The organism is Microbacterium sp. NPDC056234 (genome assembly GCF_042267585.1).
Classification (GTDB): Bacteria; Actinomycetota; Actinomycetes; order Actinomycetales; family Microbacteriaceae; genus Microbacterium.
Map to the genome: position 1 here is coordinate 1163526 of NZ_JBHJTE010000001.1, position 14965 is coordinate 1178490.

Annotated in this window: 16 protein-coding genes; 10 read left to right on the top strand and 6 right to left on the bottom strand. The window is 68.8% G+C overall.

Annotated features, from left to right (window positions below; genetic code table 11):
* Nucleotides 1-120: 120 nt before the first annotated feature.
* The 4 genes from ACFCYE_RS05505 to ACFCYE_RS05520 all read left to right on the top strand — a co-directional run bounded on the left by ACFCYE_RS05505 (nucleotide 121) and on the right by ACFCYE_RS05520 (nucleotide 5127).
* Entirely contained in the window at nucleotides 121-924 is an 804-nt protein-coding gene (locus tag ACFCYE_RS05505) for an NAD(P)-dependent oxidoreductase (protein WP_376177148.1), read from the top strand.
* A gap of 153 nt (nucleotides 925-1077) precedes the next feature.
* Nucleotides 1078-2472, top strand: a complete 1395-nt coding sequence (locus ACFCYE_RS05510; RefSeq protein ID WP_376177003.1) for an MFS transporter — start codon at nucleotides 1078-1080, stop codon at nucleotides 2470-2472.
* 86 nt (nucleotides 2473-2558) lie between these two features.
* On the top strand, nucleotides 2559-3800 hold the full coding sequence (locus ACFCYE_RS05515; protein ID WP_376177005.1) for a four-carbon acid sugar kinase family protein: 1242 nt from the start codon (nucleotides 2559-2561) through the stop codon (nucleotides 3798-3800).
* A 46-nt stretch (nucleotides 3801-3846) separates the two neighbouring features.
* Nucleotides 3847-5127, top strand: a complete 1281-nt coding sequence (locus tag ACFCYE_RS05520) for an endonuclease/exonuclease/phosphatase family protein (protein ID WP_376177007.1) — start codon at nucleotides 3847-3849, stop codon at nucleotides 5125-5127.
* Nucleotides 5128-5235: 108 nt separating this feature from the next.
* Here the strand turns inward: ACFCYE_RS05520 and ACFCYE_RS05525 are convergent, their stop codons facing one another.
* Both ACFCYE_RS05525 and ACFCYE_RS05530 read right to left on the bottom strand, forming a co-directional pair.
* Nucleotides 5236-5976: a tyrosine-protein phosphatase gene (locus tag ACFCYE_RS05525; protein WP_376177009.1), complete on the bottom strand. Its 741-nt coding sequence runs from the start codon at nucleotides 5974-5976 to the stop codon at nucleotides 5236-5238.
* Entirely contained in the window at nucleotides 5973-7040 is a 1068-nt protein-coding gene (locus tag ACFCYE_RS05530) for a threonine aldolase family protein (RefSeq protein WP_376177011.1), read from the bottom strand. The genes ACFCYE_RS05525 and ACFCYE_RS05530 overlap by 4 nt, the downstream gene beginning before the upstream one ends.
* A 48-nt stretch (nucleotides 7041-7088) precedes the next feature.
* On the opposite strand from ACFCYE_RS05530, the gene ACFCYE_RS05535 reads away from it, so the two are divergent.
* Nucleotides 7089-8540 (top strand): MFS transporter, encoded by a 1452-nt coding sequence (locus ACFCYE_RS05535; protein WP_376177013.1) that lies wholly within the window; start codon nucleotides 7089-7091, stop codon nucleotides 8538-8540.
* Between the two features lie 11 nt (nucleotides 8541-8551).
* On the opposite strand, the gene ACFCYE_RS05540 is transcribed toward ACFCYE_RS05535, so the two are convergent.
* Nucleotides 8552-9190: an SDR family NAD(P)-dependent oxidoreductase gene (locus ACFCYE_RS05540; RefSeq protein ID WP_376177015.1), complete on the bottom strand. Its 639-nt coding sequence runs from the start codon at nucleotides 9188-9190 to the stop codon at nucleotides 8552-8554.
* Between the two features lie 121 nt (nucleotides 9191-9311).
* The gene (locus ACFCYE_RS05545) at nucleotides 9312-10736 is read right to left on the bottom strand and encodes a DUF6421 family protein (protein WP_376177017.1); all 1425 of its coding nucleotides are present in this window, start codon (nucleotides 10734-10736) and stop codon (nucleotides 9312-9314) included.
* A gap of 72 nt (nucleotides 10737-10808) precedes the next feature.
* Here ACFCYE_RS05545 and ACFCYE_RS05550 point away from each other — a divergent pair, with 72 nt between their 5' ends.
* Nucleotides 10809-11258, top strand: coding sequence for an Lrp/AsnC family transcriptional regulator (locus ACFCYE_RS05550; protein WP_376177019.1), 450 nt, complete (start codon nucleotides 10809-10811; stop codon nucleotides 11256-11258).
* Nucleotides 11259-11262: 4 nt separating this feature from the next.
* Here ACFCYE_RS05550 and ACFCYE_RS05555 read toward each other — a convergent pair whose 3' ends face one another.
* The gene (locus ACFCYE_RS05555) at nucleotides 11263-12288 is read right to left on the bottom strand and encodes a DUF5937 family protein (protein ID WP_376177021.1); all 1026 of its coding nucleotides are present in this window, start codon (nucleotides 12286-12288) and stop codon (nucleotides 11263-11265) included.
* 45 nt (nucleotides 12289-12333) lie between these two features.
* Between ACFCYE_RS05555 and ACFCYE_RS05560 the strand changes: the two genes are divergently transcribed.
* The 4 genes from ACFCYE_RS05560 to ACFCYE_RS05575 are packed head-to-tail and all read left to right on the top strand — an operon-like array spanning nucleotide 12334 to nucleotide 14660.
* The gene (locus ACFCYE_RS05560) at nucleotides 12334-12696 is read left to right on the top strand and encodes a cupin domain-containing protein (RefSeq protein WP_376177023.1); all 363 of its coding nucleotides are present in this window, start codon (nucleotides 12334-12336) and stop codon (nucleotides 12694-12696) included.
* A 17-nt stretch (nucleotides 12697-12713) separates the two neighbouring features.
* A complete protein-coding gene (locus tag ACFCYE_RS05565; protein ID WP_376177025.1) occupies nucleotides 12714-13013 on the top strand; it encodes a DUF4287 domain-containing protein in 300 nt (99 codons plus the stop codon).
* 2 nt (nucleotides 13014-13015) lie between these two features.
* A complete protein-coding gene (locus tag ACFCYE_RS05570; protein WP_376177027.1) occupies nucleotides 13016-13660 on the top strand; it encodes a dihydrofolate reductase family protein in 645 nt (214 codons plus the stop codon).
* A gap of 46 nt (nucleotides 13661-13706) precedes the next feature.
* The gene (locus ACFCYE_RS05575) at nucleotides 13707-14660 is read left to right on the top strand and encodes a 1,4-dihydroxy-2-naphthoate polyprenyltransferase (RefSeq protein ID WP_376177029.1); all 954 of its coding nucleotides are present in this window, start codon (nucleotides 13707-13709) and stop codon (nucleotides 14658-14660) included.
* A 27-nt stretch (nucleotides 14661-14687) separates the two neighbouring features.
* On the opposite strand, the gene ACFCYE_RS05580 is transcribed toward ACFCYE_RS05575, so the two are convergent.
* Complete coding sequence (locus ACFCYE_RS05580) at nucleotides 14688-14960, bottom strand: DUF4229 domain-containing protein (protein ID WP_376177031.1); 273 nt, start codon at nucleotides 14958-14960, stop codon at nucleotides 14688-14690.
* Nucleotides 14961-14965: the final 5 nt, after the last annotated feature.

The following is a 14965-nucleotide window of genomic DNA, read 5'->3' on the forward strand; positions in this document are numbered from 1 at the left end:
ATTACCGCCTATCTCCCCCCCCCCCCCCCCCAACCCGCCCCCACACCCCCCCCTTAGCCGCCTTAAAGTCGTGCTGTTCCCCGGGGGGGGGGGCCCCCCCCCCCCCCCCCCCCCCCGCGACTGCGGCACGTCGCACGGTTCGGTGCCGGCTACGACACCATCGACCTCGAAGCGTGCAGCGATGCGGGCGTGATCGTGACCAATACGCCCGACGCCATCCGACGTCCGCTGGCGCTCGCCGCATTGACGCTGATCCTGGCGGTCACGCACAACCTCGTCCAGAAGCACTCGATCGTCGTCGAGGATCGGTGGGAGGACCGTGGTCGCTGGCGAGGGACGGCCACCGACGGATCGACCGTGGCGATCGTCGGCTTCGGCAGCGTCGGAGCCGAGTTGGCCGGGATGCTGCTGGGTGCCGGGTTCCGCGTCGTCGGAGTCAACCGCCGCGGATCGAGCCCCGACGCGGATCGCCTCGGCATCCCGATCGTCTCGCTGGATGACGGTCTGACAGCGGATGTGGTCGTGCTGTGCGCCTCACTGAATGCCTCGACACGGGGCATGATCGGTGCGGCCGAACTGCGCAGGATGAAACCCAGCGCCGCGATCGTCAACGTCGGACGTGGCGCCCTGATCGATCAGGGCGCGCTGACGGCTGCGCTTCAGGACGGCACGATCCGGGCCGCTGGGCTCGACGTGTTCGACCCCGAACCACCCGCGTCCGATGATCCTCTGCTGCATCTCGAGAACGTCACGCTCGCACCGCACGCGCTGTGCTGGACGGCGGACTACACCGCGGCCGTCGTCGCCAGCGCCAACGAGGCCATGATCACCGCTTCACGCGGCGGGATTCCGGCGACGGTACTGAACCCTCGCGCTCTCGACCACGAGCGGTGGCGTGAAAGCGCTGCCGTGGCCGGGCGGTGAGTCCGATGTCCCGATCCTGGTCCAAAGGGCGCATCGCCTTCCTGGTGCTCGGGCTGATCTGCGTGGCCGTCGGCCTCGTCATGATCATCCCGGCGCTGGGCAGCTGACGCCCCCACTTCCCGCGAACCCCCGACTGCTCAAAGGAGAGTCACCGTGTCCTCATCCGATTTCGGCGAGACGACGCGCGCCAACGTCACCGTGGCGCAGGGTCTGCTCAACAGCCCGCACCTGACCAGCGGCATCCGGAAGGCGACCTTCCGCCTGATGCCGATGCTCATCATCCTGTACTTCGTCGCATTCCTCGATCGAACCAACGTCGGCTTCGCCGAAGCCGCCATGGAGGTCGACCGCGGGATCTCCGCCGGAGCCTACGCGCTGGGTGCCGGCATCTTCTTCATCGGCTATGCGCTGTTCGAGATCCCCTCGAACCTGCTGCTGGACAAGTTCGGTGCGCGCTTCTGGCTCGCCCGCATCGCGATCACCTGGGGCATCGTCGCCTCGCTGTTCGCGTTCGTGAACGGCGAGACGATGTTCATCATCCTGCGCTTTCTGCTCGGTGTGACCGAGGCAGGACTCTTCCCCGGTGTGATCATGTTCCTGGCGCAGTGGTTCCCGAACAAGCGCCGCGTGCAGATGTTCGCGCTGTTCTACCTGGCCCAGCCGTTCTCGCAGATGCTCGGCGCCCCGCTGTCCGGCGGACTCATCAGCTTCGGCGAGCAGTTCACGCCGTGGGCCGGATGGCAGGTGATGTTCTTCGTCGAGGGCATGATGGCGGTGCTCGCCGGTGTCGCGGCCTTCTTCTTCCTGGTGGACTCGCCGCAGAAGGCGAAGTTCCTCACGGATGACGAGAAGCATGCGCTGAAGGCGGTGATGGAGCACGAGGACGCCGTCAAGGAATCCGACGGCCCTCGCGGCATCGGCGCGGCTCTGATCAGTTGGAAGGTCTGGTATTTCACCGCGATCTACTTCTGCCTGCAGATCGCCGTGTACGGCACGACGTTCTACCTGCCGCAGCAGGTGGCCGGACTCATCGGCCAGGACGTCGGATGGCAGGTCGGTCTCGTCTCGGCCATCCCGTGGGCGGTCGGTCTGTTCGCCTGCTACTACGTCGGCAAGTACGCCACATCGGTCAGGCGCCGCCGCAACTGGGGGACGATGTTCTTCCTCATCACCGGCATCGCGATCCTGGTGTCGGCCTGGGCCGGAGCGAACGGGCAGAGCCTGCTGGGAATCTTCGCGATCACGGTCGCGGTGGCGGCGTTCCTGTCCACCGGTCCGATCACGTGGTCGTTCCCGACGTCCTTCCTCACGGGCGCCGCAGCGGCGACCGGCATCGGTCTCATCAACTCGCTGGGAAACCTCGGCGGATTCGTGGCCCCGATCATGCGCACCGGCGTGAACGAGGCGATCCCGACCGACAGCGGAGCCTGGGGCGTCGTCTCGCTCGGCGTGTTCGGCTTCCTCGGCGCCATCCTGATGTGGGCCACGCGCTACTTCAGCTCCAAGGCCGACGCACTCCTGGTCGAAGAGCCCGTTCCGGGGCACTGACACCCCCGATCCGATCGGAGTCGGGACGCGCGACGAATGCGCGTCCCGACCCGGCCGTCGGACTCACTGCAGAAAGGGACAGCACGATGAAGACCGTGGTGCTCGACGACGATCCCACCGGCACGCAGTCGGCTTCGGGAGTGACCGTCCTTCTCGAATACGACGCCGACTTGATCCGCGAAGCCCTCGAACACGCCGACAGCGTCTACGTCCAGACGAACTCTCGCGCGATCGACGAGGCATCTGCGGTGGCGCTGGTGTCCGACGTGCGCGACGCCGCGCGTCAGGCCGCGGCTGATCTCGGCGAGCAGGTGCAGTTCGTGCTGCGCGGGGACTCGACCCTGCGCGGCCACGTCTTCGCCGAGACCGCGCAGTTCCTCGACGATGACGCGGTGATCGTGTTCAGCCCCGCCTTCCCGGACGGCGGCAGGACGACCGTCGATGGCGTGCATCTCGTCCGCGCGGACGGAGTGGACGTCCCCGCGCACGGGACCGAGTACGCCGAGGACCCGGTCTTTCCGTTCGCCTCCGGCGTGCTCGCCGAGTACGTGGCGGAGAAGTCCGGCCGCGCCGCAGTCGGCATCGACGTGGAGGCGCTGCGCTCAGGATCTGCCGGCGAGGTGATCGCGATGGCACCGGCCGGATCGGTCGTGCTGCCGGATGCGGTGACGAACGACGACATCCGTCTGATCGCGCAAGCGATCGCGAGTGCGCGCCGCGCCGGTCGGTCGGTCGTCGTTCGCAGCGCTGCTCCGCTGGCCGCCGCGCTCGCCGACGTGCAGAGCGACGGGCTGCTCCGGCATCCGCTCGTCTCCGCGCCGGTACCGACCCTGCTGGCCTGCGGCTCGCATACGGCGGGTGCCACGGCCCAACTGGATGCCGTGACCGCCGTGCACGGCCCGGCCATCGTCATCCCCACCCAGGATGCGTTCACCGACCCCGTGGCGGCGGGGAACGCCGCCGCCGAGCAGGCGAGAGGGCGGCTGCGCGACGGCGGGCTCGCGATCGTCACGACGGAGCGGCACCGGCGCCCCGAGCACAACACCCTCCGGCACGGCGAGCTGGTGATGCGCGCGCTCACGGTCGCAGTGCGGGAGTTGGTCCCCGAGGTCGAGGCGGTCATCGCCAAGGGCGGAATCACCTCCGCGGAGCTCGCGCGCACGGGTGTCGGCGCGGTTCGAGCGCAGGTGCGCGGCCAGGTTCTGCCCGGCATCTCGGTGTGGGATCTGGTCTCCGCCGAAGGCGCGGAGAAGCTGTACGTCGTGGTGCCGGGCAATGTCGGCGAGGCGGACGCGCTCACCGAGGTGCTCGCCGCGCTCGGCCGCTGACGACGTCGTTCACCGCGACGTCACCGGTCGACGCTAGCCTGCGGGCATGAGCAGAACACGACGTCATCTCGGCGCGGCAGGCATCGCCGGCGCCCTGGTCCTCGCCGGGGGACTCGCCTCTCCCGCCCTCGCCGCGCAGCCCGCGGCAACCGACACGGATGCGGCGCCATCAGCGTCTCGCATCGATGCGAGATTCGCCACGTTCAACGCCTCGCTCAATCGCGGCGCGGAAGGTCAACTGGTCAGCGACCTGTCTGCGCCGGGCAACGCGCAGGCGGACGCGGTCGCCGAGATCATCCAGCGCGCGAACCCCGATGTGCTGCTGATCAACGAGTTCGACTACGACGCCGAAGGGGAGGCCCTGAGCCTCTTCCAGGACAACTACCTCTCGGTGCCGCACGGCGACGCCGAGCCGGTTGCATACCCGTATCGCTACACCGCTCCGGTGAACACCGGCGTGCCGAGCGGGTTCGACCTCAACGGCGACGGGCAGGTCTCAGGAGGAGATGACGCCTGGGGCTTCGGGCTCTTCCCCGGTCAGTACGGCATGGCGGTGTACTCCCGGTTCCCGATCGACGAGACGGCCGTTCGCACGTTCCAGAACTTCCGTTGGGCGGACATGCCCGGTGCGCTGCTGCCGGACGATCCGGCGACGCCGGAGCCCGCCGACTTCTACTCGGAGGAGGAGCTCGCGGCCTTCCCGCTGTCCAGCAAGTCGCACTGGGACGTTCCGGTGCAGGTGTCGAAGAACAAGACCGTGCATTTCCTCGTGTCGCATCCGACGCCGCCGACCTTCGACGGCCCGGAGGACCGCAACGGCACGCGCAACCATGACGAGATCCGGTTCTGGGCCGATTACATCTCCGGCGGCTCCACCGGCTCGTACATCGTCGACGACGCGGGCCGCAGCGGCGGACTCCGCGGCGGTGACCTGTTCGTCATCGCCGGCGACCAGAACGCCGACCCGAACGACGGCGACTCCACGGCGGGGGCGATCGACCAGCTGCTCGAGCATGCGGCGGTGAACACCCGAGCGGTGCCGACGAGTTCCGGCGGGGCCGAGGCATCCGTTCTGCAGGCGGGCATCAATGCCGAGCACACCGGAGATGCCGCGCAGGACACCGCGGACTTCTCGGAACCGCCCGGAAACCTCCGGGTCGACTACGTGCTGCCCAGTCGACAGATCCGCATCATCGAGTCGGCGGTGTTCTGGCCAGAGCAGGCCGACCCGCTCGCGGCGCTGACCGGCGTCTACCCGTTCCCGTCGAGCGATCACCGTCTGGTGTGGACGGACGTCGACGTCCCGGGTGCCAAGCCGGGCCGCTGAGCGCGGAACTCCACGCAACCCCGTTCGAGCGGCGAAACCCCGCCTGGAACACGCCGAGATCGAGAGGTCTCGGCGGTCGGGCGGGGTTTCGGGCGTCCGGCGGGTCGGTCAGCGGCGGAGTCTGCGCGCCAGCGCGTCGACGTCCGATCCGGTCACGCCGGCATCGCGCAGATAGGCACGTACGTCCAGGTGCGAGAGCCATTCGCCGAGCGCGGCCACACGCTCCGCGATGCGCTCCTCGATCTCGTCGTCGCTGAACTTCGGTTCGACGTAGCCGCCCTGACCGGGAAGCGGCACCGCGGGCAGATCGCGGGAGTGCCGGCGGCTGGCCTCGCGGAACCCCGCGGCGTAGTCGAGCAGGATCGACTCGCGCTCGACCTCCGCCAGCGTCAGCAGCATCGCGGCGATCATGCCCGTGCGGTCTCGCCCTCCGGCGCAGTGGAACAGCGCACCGCCCTCGGCCGATGCCAGCGCGGTGAACACGGCGGCGAAACGTTCGGGGTACATCCGCGTGTTGTCGGCATACGAGCGAGGGTGATCGAGCCAGGGTCCGCAGACGCGCATGAACTCCGCATCGTCAGGGTCCTCCGTCGGGGCGTGCACGACGACGACACCCTCGACGTGCTCGGTCGCGAGGACCGGGTCGGTGTCGCGCCGCTGGCGCTCCGGAGCGTTCCGCAGGTCGATGATCGTGCGGACGCCGGCGGCGCGCAGGGCGCTCCATCCGGCATCCGTCAGGGTCTCCGGTCGGCCCGACCGGTAGACGCGGCCGTGCGCGGTCGTTCCGCCGCCGGTCACCGGCAGCCCGCCCAGATCGCGCAGGTTGAACGCGCCCTCCCAGTCGGTCACGCGGTGGTCAGCCGACCGACCTCGGCGATGAACGCGTCGACGTCGCTCTCGGCGGTGTCGAAGCTGCACATCCAGCGCACCTCGTTGCGCGCGGCATCCCAGTCGTAGAAGCGGAAGGACTCGCGGAGGCGGTCGGCGATGCCATCGGGGAGCGTCGCGAAGACGCCGTTGGCCTGGGTCGGCTGGGTGAATTCGACGCCGCGGACCGAGCCGTCGGCGAGCCCCGCCTCGATTCCGGTGCGCAGACGCCGGGCCATCGCGTTGGAGTGGCGGGCGTTGCGCAGCCACAGGTCGCCTTCCAGGAGCGCGATCAGCTGCGCGGAGACGAAGCGCATCTTCGACGAGAGCTGCATGTTGAACTTGCGCGAGTAGATCAGACCGGTCGAGGCCTCGGGATTCAGCACCACCACGGCCTCGCCGAGCATCGCACCGTTCTTCGTCCCGCCGAAGCTGAGCACGTCGACCCCGGCATCGAGCGTGAAGGCGGCGAGCGGCGCATCGAGCGCGGCAGCCGCGTTCGAGATCCGGGCGCCGTCCAGATGCAGCTTCATGCCGTGTCCGTGCGCGTGATCCGCGAGAGCGCGGATCTCCTCGGGGGTGTACAGGGTCCCCAGCTCGGTGGACTGGGTGATCGAGACGACGAGCGGCTGAGCGCGGTGCTCATCGCCCCAGCCCCAGGCCTCGCGGTCCACGAGCTCAGGGGTGAGCTTGCCGTCGTCGGTCGGCACGGTCAGCAGCTTGAAGCCGCCGATCCGCTCGGGCGCGCCGCCCTCGTCGACGTTGATGTGGGCGCTGGATGCCGAGATCACCGCACCCCAGCGAGGAAGCATGGACTGCAGGCCGGTGACGTTCGCACCGGTGCCGTTGAAGACCGGGAACGCCTCGGCATCCGCACCGAAGTGCGAACGGAAGACCTCCTGCAGACGCTGGGTGTAGACGTCCTCGCCGTAGGCGACCTGGTGTCCGTCGTTCGCGGCGGCGATGGCGGCCAGGATCTCGGGGTGGATGCCGGAGTAGTTGTCCGACGCGAAGCCCCGGATCGCGGGGTCATGAAGGGTGCTCACCAGACAAGCCTATGTCGGATGTCCGCGGTCCCCATTACTCTCGGATCCATGGATCGCACGCTTGCGAAACGCGCCTTCGCGAATGTCCTCGTCAACACGCTCATCGCGAACGTGACGACGAGCTTCCTCTGGTTCGCCCTGACCTTCTGGGTGTACATCGAGACGCAGTCCGTGCTCGCCACCGGGATCATCGGCGGCGCCTACATGCTGTTCGTCGCGATCTTCGCGATGGTGTTCGGGACGATCGTCGACCGCCATCGCAAACACGCCGTCATGGTGCTCTCCAGCGTCATCTCGGCGGTGGCGTTCGGCGTGGCCGGCGTCCTCTACATGTGGCAGCCGGAGTCGCAGCTGCTGAACCTCGGGGGGCCGTGGTTCTGGGTGTTCTCGGGTGTCATCCTGTTCGGCGGAGTGATCGAACAGCTGCGCAACATCGCGCTGTCCACCACGGTGACCCTGCTCATCGAAGAGGACAAGCGCGCGAACGCCAACGGACTCGTCGGCACGGTGCAGGGGCTGGCGTTCCTGGTCACGAGCGTGTTCTCCGGGCTCTCGATCGGCTTCCTCGGAATGGGGTGGACGCTCGTCATCGCGATCGTCGCGATGGGGCTGACATTCGTGCACCTGCTCTTCGTGCGGATCCCCGAGGAGGAGCCGCACCCGGATCCGGATGCCTCGAGCGCCCTCGACTTCCGCGGCAGCGTCCGCGCGATCCGGCTCGCGCCGGGATTGTTCGCCCTGATCATCTTCTCGACGTTCAACAACCTCATCGGCGGCGTCTACATGGCGCTGATGGACCCGTACGGACTGACGCTTTTCAGCCCGCAGGTGTGGGGTTTCGCGCTGGCGTTCGCGTCGACGGGCTTCCTCATCGGCGGCGCGCTGGTGGCGAAGTTCGGTCTTGGCAGACGGCCCGTGCGCACACTGCTGCTCGTCGTCATGGCGATGGGACTGCTCGGAGCGGTGTTCATGCTGCGCGAATGGTGGCCGCTCTACGTCATCGGCATGTGGTTCTACATGATGCTCGTGCCGCCGGCCGAGGCTGCGGAGCAGACGGTGATCCAGAAGGTCGTGCCGTACCAGCGCCAGGGCAGGGTGTTCGGTGTCGCGGCGGCGATGGAGGCGGCGGCAGCTCCTATCACTGCGTTCCTCATCGCGCCGATCGCGGAGTTCTGGATCATCCCCTACATGGAGACGGCGCCAGGCCAGCAGCAGTGGGGCTGGCTGCTCGGCGACGGCGACGCCCGCGGTATCGCGCTGATCTGCCTGTTCGCCGGGATCGTCATGGTGATCATCGGCGGCCTCGCCTTCTTCACCCGCTCCTATCGCAAGCTCACGGAGCTGTACGCCACGGCCCCCGAACAGGAGGTGGGTCCGGACGTCGAGACGGCGCCGTCCAAGACCGACGCGGACGCGACGCGGGCAGACACCTACACGCCGGATGCGCCACCACCCGTGCGCGGCACGCCACCGGAGGTGCCCGAGCACCGCGACCGCTGAGCGCGAACCCTTCAGAGCTCGATGACCGTGTCATTGAGATCCGCAGCACCGCGGTCCCACAAGGCGACCACTGCTGAGGCGAGGGCCTCCGGGTCCAGGCTCTTCGCCCGGAAGATGACGGATGCCGCGTGCAGCGGCGTCTGGGCATCCCGCGCGGCCTTGGCGAAACCGTGCGCGACAGCACGCGCCCACGCCTCGCTCGCGGCCTTCACCGCGGCATAGTTCGCGCCGCCGGCCAGGGGGCGCGCGAGAGCCGTCGACGACACGATCGCGAAGCGCCCGGCGTCCGATCCGTGGAGGAGCTGATCGAAGGCCCGGCTCGTCGCGCGCACGGCCTGCAACGCGGGAAGCAGAGCGTCGAGGTCCTCGTCGCTCTGTCCTGCGAGACCGCCGCCGCCCCGCCATCCGCCCACGAGCGGGATCACGCCGTCGACCGGTCCGATTTTCGCTGCCAGCGACGTCATCGCGTCGAGGGAGGTCGCATCGGCCACCTCGGCCTGCGCTCCGGCATCCCGCAGCGGTTCCAGTCGAGCCTCGGAGCGCCCGGTCGCCACCACGCGCGCCCCGGCCCCCACCAGCGCGCGCGTGACTGCGAGCCCTGCCTCGCTCGTCGCCCCCGCGATCACCACGACGCGTCCTGCTGCACTCATGATCGGCTCCTCTCGTGATCCTCGCTCCAGTGTCGGAGAGAACCCCGGTGGCGGACCGATGCCCGCCTCTCATCCGACCCGATGGGCGGCCCCGCGGCCCCGCCGGCCGCAGCGGCCGCGGTCAGTCGGTCCCGCGGATCCCCGCCGTCGACGCGATCACGTCGCGCATCTTCTTCTCCAGTGCCTCGAAGAACATCGACAGCGGGAATTCGTCGTCGAGCACGGCATCGGTGTATCCCTTGGGCGGGCCGGCGAGCACCTCGTCCGAGAGCCCCCGTGCCCAGACGGACGCCGGATTCGGCGTCAGCACCGAACTGACGAGCTCATACGCCGCCAGCCAGTGCGCGGTCTTCGGCCGGTCGATCGAGCGCCAGTACAGCTCGTCGATCGCGGCTCCCAGTGCGATGACGGCATCCGGAACCTCGGACCAGTCGAACGCGAGCCGGGTGTCCGTCCAGTGCAGCACTCCACGCTGGTGCAGCCACGCGAACAGCAGCTGCCCACCGAGTCCGTCGTAGTTGCGCACGCGCGACCCGGTGATCGCGAACCGGAAGATCCGGTCGAAGATCACCGCGTACTGCACGAGCTCGGCGTGCTCGAGCATCTGCTGCTCGGCATCCGACAGCTCCTCGCCCGAGTCGACCCGCGCGGCGAGCCGCTTCTGAATCGCGACCGACGACCGGAAAGCGGTCAGATCGCACCGCAGCTCCTCCAGCGAGTACAGGAAGAACGGCATGCGCTGCTTGATCATGAACGGGTCGAACGGCAGGTCGCCGCGCATGTGCGTGCGGTCGTGGATGATGTCCCACATCACGAACGTCTGCTCGGTGAGATCCTGATCGTCCAGCATCCGTGCCGCCTCGGCCGGCAGCTCGAGCTTCGTGATCTCGGATGCCGCACGCACCACGCGCCGGTAGCGCGCCGCCTCGCGGTCCTGGAAGATCGCGCCCCAGGTGAACGGCGGGATCTCGCGCATCGCGACCGTCTCGGGGAACAGCACCGCAGAGTTCGTGTCGTAGCCGGGCGTGAAGTCGATGAGCCGGAGCGACACGAACAGCGTGTTGCCGTAGTCGCCGGCCTCCAGGTCGGCGATGAACTCCGGCCAGATCGCCTGCACGATCAGCGCCTCGACCAGCCGGTCCGACGAGCCGTTCTGCGTGTACATCGGGAAGACGACCAGATGACGGATGCCGTCGATGCGGTGCTGCTGCGGCTGGAACGCGACGAGCGAATCGAGGAAGTCGGGCGCGCCGAATCCGGAGTCCGCCCAGCGCCGGAAGTCCTGCACCGAGGCGGCGAGGTACTCCGCGTCATGCGGGAAGGCGGGGGAGAGGGCGCGGATCCCGGCGATGATCGCCCCGACGTGCCCGCGTGCGGCGGGGTGGTCCGCGGCATCCGGGATGGAGCCGTCCTTGACCTGGAGCTCACGGATCGCGATCGCCGCTTCCTTCAGCATCCGCCACGCGTCACTGGCCTCGGCCATGGCGGCGTCCTCGACGACCTCGGGTTCGCCGATGATGGCCTTGGCAGCAGGAAGAGTGGGCATCGGGACCTCCGATTCCGAGGTAGGGCGGAAAATCTCCGGCGAATACAAGAGATTGCCGATATTCTTCCACGTATGGAAGATGCTGTCGACCGCGCGATCATCGCCGAGATCTCCCGCGACGCCCGCGCCACGCTCGCGCACCTCTCCGAGGCCGTCGGCCTGGGCACGTCGGCGGTCCAATCGCGCCTCAAGCGCCTCGAATCGCGCGGCGTCATCACCGGCTACCGCGCGCTCATCGACGCGGAGCAGGTCGGCAAACCGCTGTCGGCGTTCATCGAGATCACGCCGCTCGACCCCGCCCAGCCCGACAACGCCCCCGAGCTGCTCGAGCACCTCACCGCGATCGAGGCCTGCCATTCGATCGCCGGTGCTGCGAGCTACATGCTGTTCGTCCGCGTTCCGACGCCGCGTGCCCTCGAGGAACTGGTCCGCGACATCAGACTCGCCGCCAACGTCAGCACGCGCACTACCGTCGTCCTGCAGACGTTCTACGAACACCGCCCGATCGTCCCGGCCGAGTAGGGGCTCACAGCACCGCACCCACCATCGCCTCGCCGAGCGGGGTGCGCAGATGCCGCATCCGGTTGCCGTCGCGTTCGCTGGCGATCAGGCCGGCATCGCGCAGCACGCTCAGGTGGTGGGATGCCGTCGACACGGCGATCTCGGCATCCTTCGCCACCTGTGAGGTGGTGCGAGCCGAGCCGGCCGCGAGCAGAATGCCGGCGCGCGCCGGACCCAGCAGTGCGCCGAGCGCCGCGGCGATCTCCGTCGCGTCGCGCGCCCACCCGGCTGTGACTCCGCGGGCCGGGTAGAAGAGCGTGGGCTGTGCGGGAGGCTCGGTCAGCACCATGCATCCCCATGACGACATCACGGAGGGCACGAGGACGAGTCCGCTGCCGCGGCAGTCGACCTGCTCGCTGTGCTTGCGCAGCCGCACGCGCACCGCGCCGTCGCCCCAGCTGACGCGTTCGTGCAGGTCGCCGGCCATGGTGGAGATCCCGGATGCCGCGATCGTCCGGGAACGCGTCGCGATGTCGGCGCGCAGGATGCGCTCGAGCTGCGGCCAGACCGGGGCGAGCACCGCGTCCCAGACGTCCGACCACGCGTCGGCGATCATCCGCCGAGCGCGCAGCGGGTGCGCCTGCATCTCGCGCAGGGTCTGCTGTCTCGCGCCGCGTGAGCGCAGAACCATCTTCCCGAAGTCGACGCGCATCGGCTCGAGGGCCGCCGTGCGCAACGCGTCGAGCTCGGCGTCGGCTGTCATGTCCCAGTGCGGAGTGGCGGTGAGGAAGTCCGGCAGGTAGCCGTCCTCGCCGATCACCGTCGCCAGCAGAGTGAAGCTCTCGCGAGGAAGCCGATCCCGTACCGAGCGCAGCCAGCCCCACTGCAGCGGATGCTGGGCGGGACGCAGGAGCACCCGCACCGCGTGGGCGAGCTCGTGACCGGGGGAGATGCCGAAGCGCACGGCCTGGATGTCTCCGGGGCTGAGCTGGAACTCGACGCGGTGATCCGGGTGCTCGATGCCTTCGATCGGACGAGAGTTTCGATCCACATCGAAACTCTAGGATGCCGTCGACACCGTGTCGAGACTGGAGCCATGAACAGCACAACGCTTCCCCCAGGGGTCGTCGCCGCCGCGGACATCCGCATGGGCAGCGGCCGCAGCCGCAAGTTCGTCGGCGCAGAGCACGGCGCCGACGTGTCGTACTTCTACGTCGAGAACGAACCGGGCCAGGGCCCGGGTCTGCACTGGCATCCCTACTCCGAGACCTGGGTGGTCCTGGAGGGCACGGCGCGCATCACCCGAGGCGCAGAGGTCTTCGACGCGTGCGCCGGAGACACCGCGACGGTCGCGGCGCACGTCCCGCACGGCTTCGTGAACGCCGGCGCCGGCGTGCTGCGGATCCTCTGCATCCACGCATCCGCCATCATGATCCAGACGTTCCTCGACGAGGATTGAAGAAAACAGGAGAACAGATGTCCTTCCAGGCATACCTCGACAACATCGAGACCAAGACCGGTCTCACCCCACGTCGGTTCCTCGAACTCGCCGCCGAGAAAGGGTTCGGCGCCGACACCAAGGCGACGCCGATCCTCGAATGGCTCAAGGCCGACTACGACCTCTCGCGCGGCTATGGGATGGCACTCGTGCACGTCATCACCAAGGGCCCGCAGATCAGCGCCAAGCACGTCGGCACCGATGGCACGCACGCCGATGCCACGGACACCCTGTGGCTCGACGGCAAGGCGACGAACCCGAACGACGGGAAGGAATGACCGTGACCGTACGCATCGATCTCAACATCTCCCTCGACGGCTTCGCCGCAACCGCCGACCAGACGCCGGACGACCCGATCGGCAAGGACTGGATGCGCCTCGTCGCGGCGTACACCGGTACCCGCACCATGCAGGCGCGCGTCTTCGGCGACACCTCGGGGGCCGGTACGACCGGTGTGGAGGAGAAGTACGCGTCGGCGTATTTCGAGGGCGTCGGAGCCGAGATCATGGGCGCGGGAATGTTCGGCCTGCACATCTACGGCGACGACCCCGACTGGCGCGGATGGTGGGGCGACGAGCCGCCGTTCGCGATGCCGGTGTTCGTGCTGACCCACCGCCCGCGGCCGTCGATCGAGTTCGACAACGGCACGGTCTTCCACTTCGTCGACGCCTCGCCTGAGGAGGCGCTGCACCGTGCGACCGTGGCGGCCGGCGGCGCGGATGTCCGCGTCGGCGGCGGCGTCGACGTCGTGCGCCAGTTCCTCGCCGCCGGGCTCGTCGATCGCCTGCATGTCGCGGTCGTCCCGATCGTGCTCGGACAGGGGACTCGCCTGTGGGAGGGGCTGCGCGGACTCGAGGACGGCTACGAGGTCACGAGCGAGGTCGCCGAGAGCGGCGTCACGCACGTCACGTTCCAGCGACGCTGACGCGGCGCGCCGCGGGGCGCATCAGTGCGGCCACTATGATTCCCCCGTGGCATCCAGCAATCGTTCTTCCAAGAAGCGTCCTCGTACGAGCGGCAACCCGGCCAAGCGGCCCATCGTCGAGGCGCCCCCGGTGACCCTCCGAGACTGGGTCGGTGCCGCGCGGCTGCGGACGCTGCCGCTCGCGATCGCTCCGGTCGTCATCGGCACAGGAGCCGCACAGCTCGTCGATCCGAACCTGCACTGGGTCATCGCCCTCGCGTGCCTCGCGGTCGCCGTCCTGCTGCAGGTCGGCGTGAACTTCGCGAACGACTACTCCGACGGGATCCGCGGCACGGATGCCCATCGTGTGGGCCCTGCGCGCCTGACGGCATCCGGTCGCGTTCCCGCCAAGAGCGTGCTGATCGTCGCTCTCGTCTTCTTCGCGCTCGCCGCCGTCGCCGGTCTGTCGATCGTCATCCGCACGCAGCAGTGGTGGATGCTGGCCGTCGGCGCCGTGTGCATCATCGCCGCCTGGTTCTACACCGGCGGCAAGCGGCCGTACGGCTATTTCGGGCTCGGCGAGGTCTTCGTCTTCGTCTTCTTCGGCCTGGTCGCCACGCTCGGCACGACCTGGGTGCAGGCGTTCGCGCTGCCGCAGGAGGCTTGGCTCGGCGCGATCGCCGCCGGGCTCTTCGCATGCGGCGTGCTGCTCGCGAACAACCTGCGAGACATCGATCAGGACCGCGTCGCGGGCAAGCGCACGCTGACCGTGCTGATCGGCAGGCGGGCGACGCAGGTGCTCTACTCGCTGTTCCTCATCGTCCCGTTCCTGATCTCGAGCTTCATCGCCCTGCTGTACCCGATCGCCTGGCTGGCGCTGCTCGCGCTGCTGGCTGGGCTGCCCGCACTCGCGATCGTGTGGAGCTATCGCAAGGCGAACGAGCTCGTGATCGCGCTCGGGCTCACGTCGCTGACGGCGCTGCTGTACGCCGGCGCGCTGTACTGGGCGTTCGTCGGCTGACGGACGGCTCTCGGCGACCGCGCCCGGTCAGTCGGTCGCCGCGTCCTCGGCCGCCGCATCCTCTGCGGCGGTGCTGGTGCGGTTCTGACCGGAGCGGCGCTGGTGGATGTCCGTGGACGCGTCTGTCAGGGGCTTGCGCAGGAACAGGAACGAGATGCTCGCGCCGATGAGCGCGGCGAAGATCGCGGTCAGCCACCAGTACTCGCGCAGGATCGGGAAGAACAGCCACATGACCGCGAGCGGAACGACGAACGCCAGCAGGCGCAGCACGGAGTACACGAGGAGGGGCGGGATCTTCACCCGCC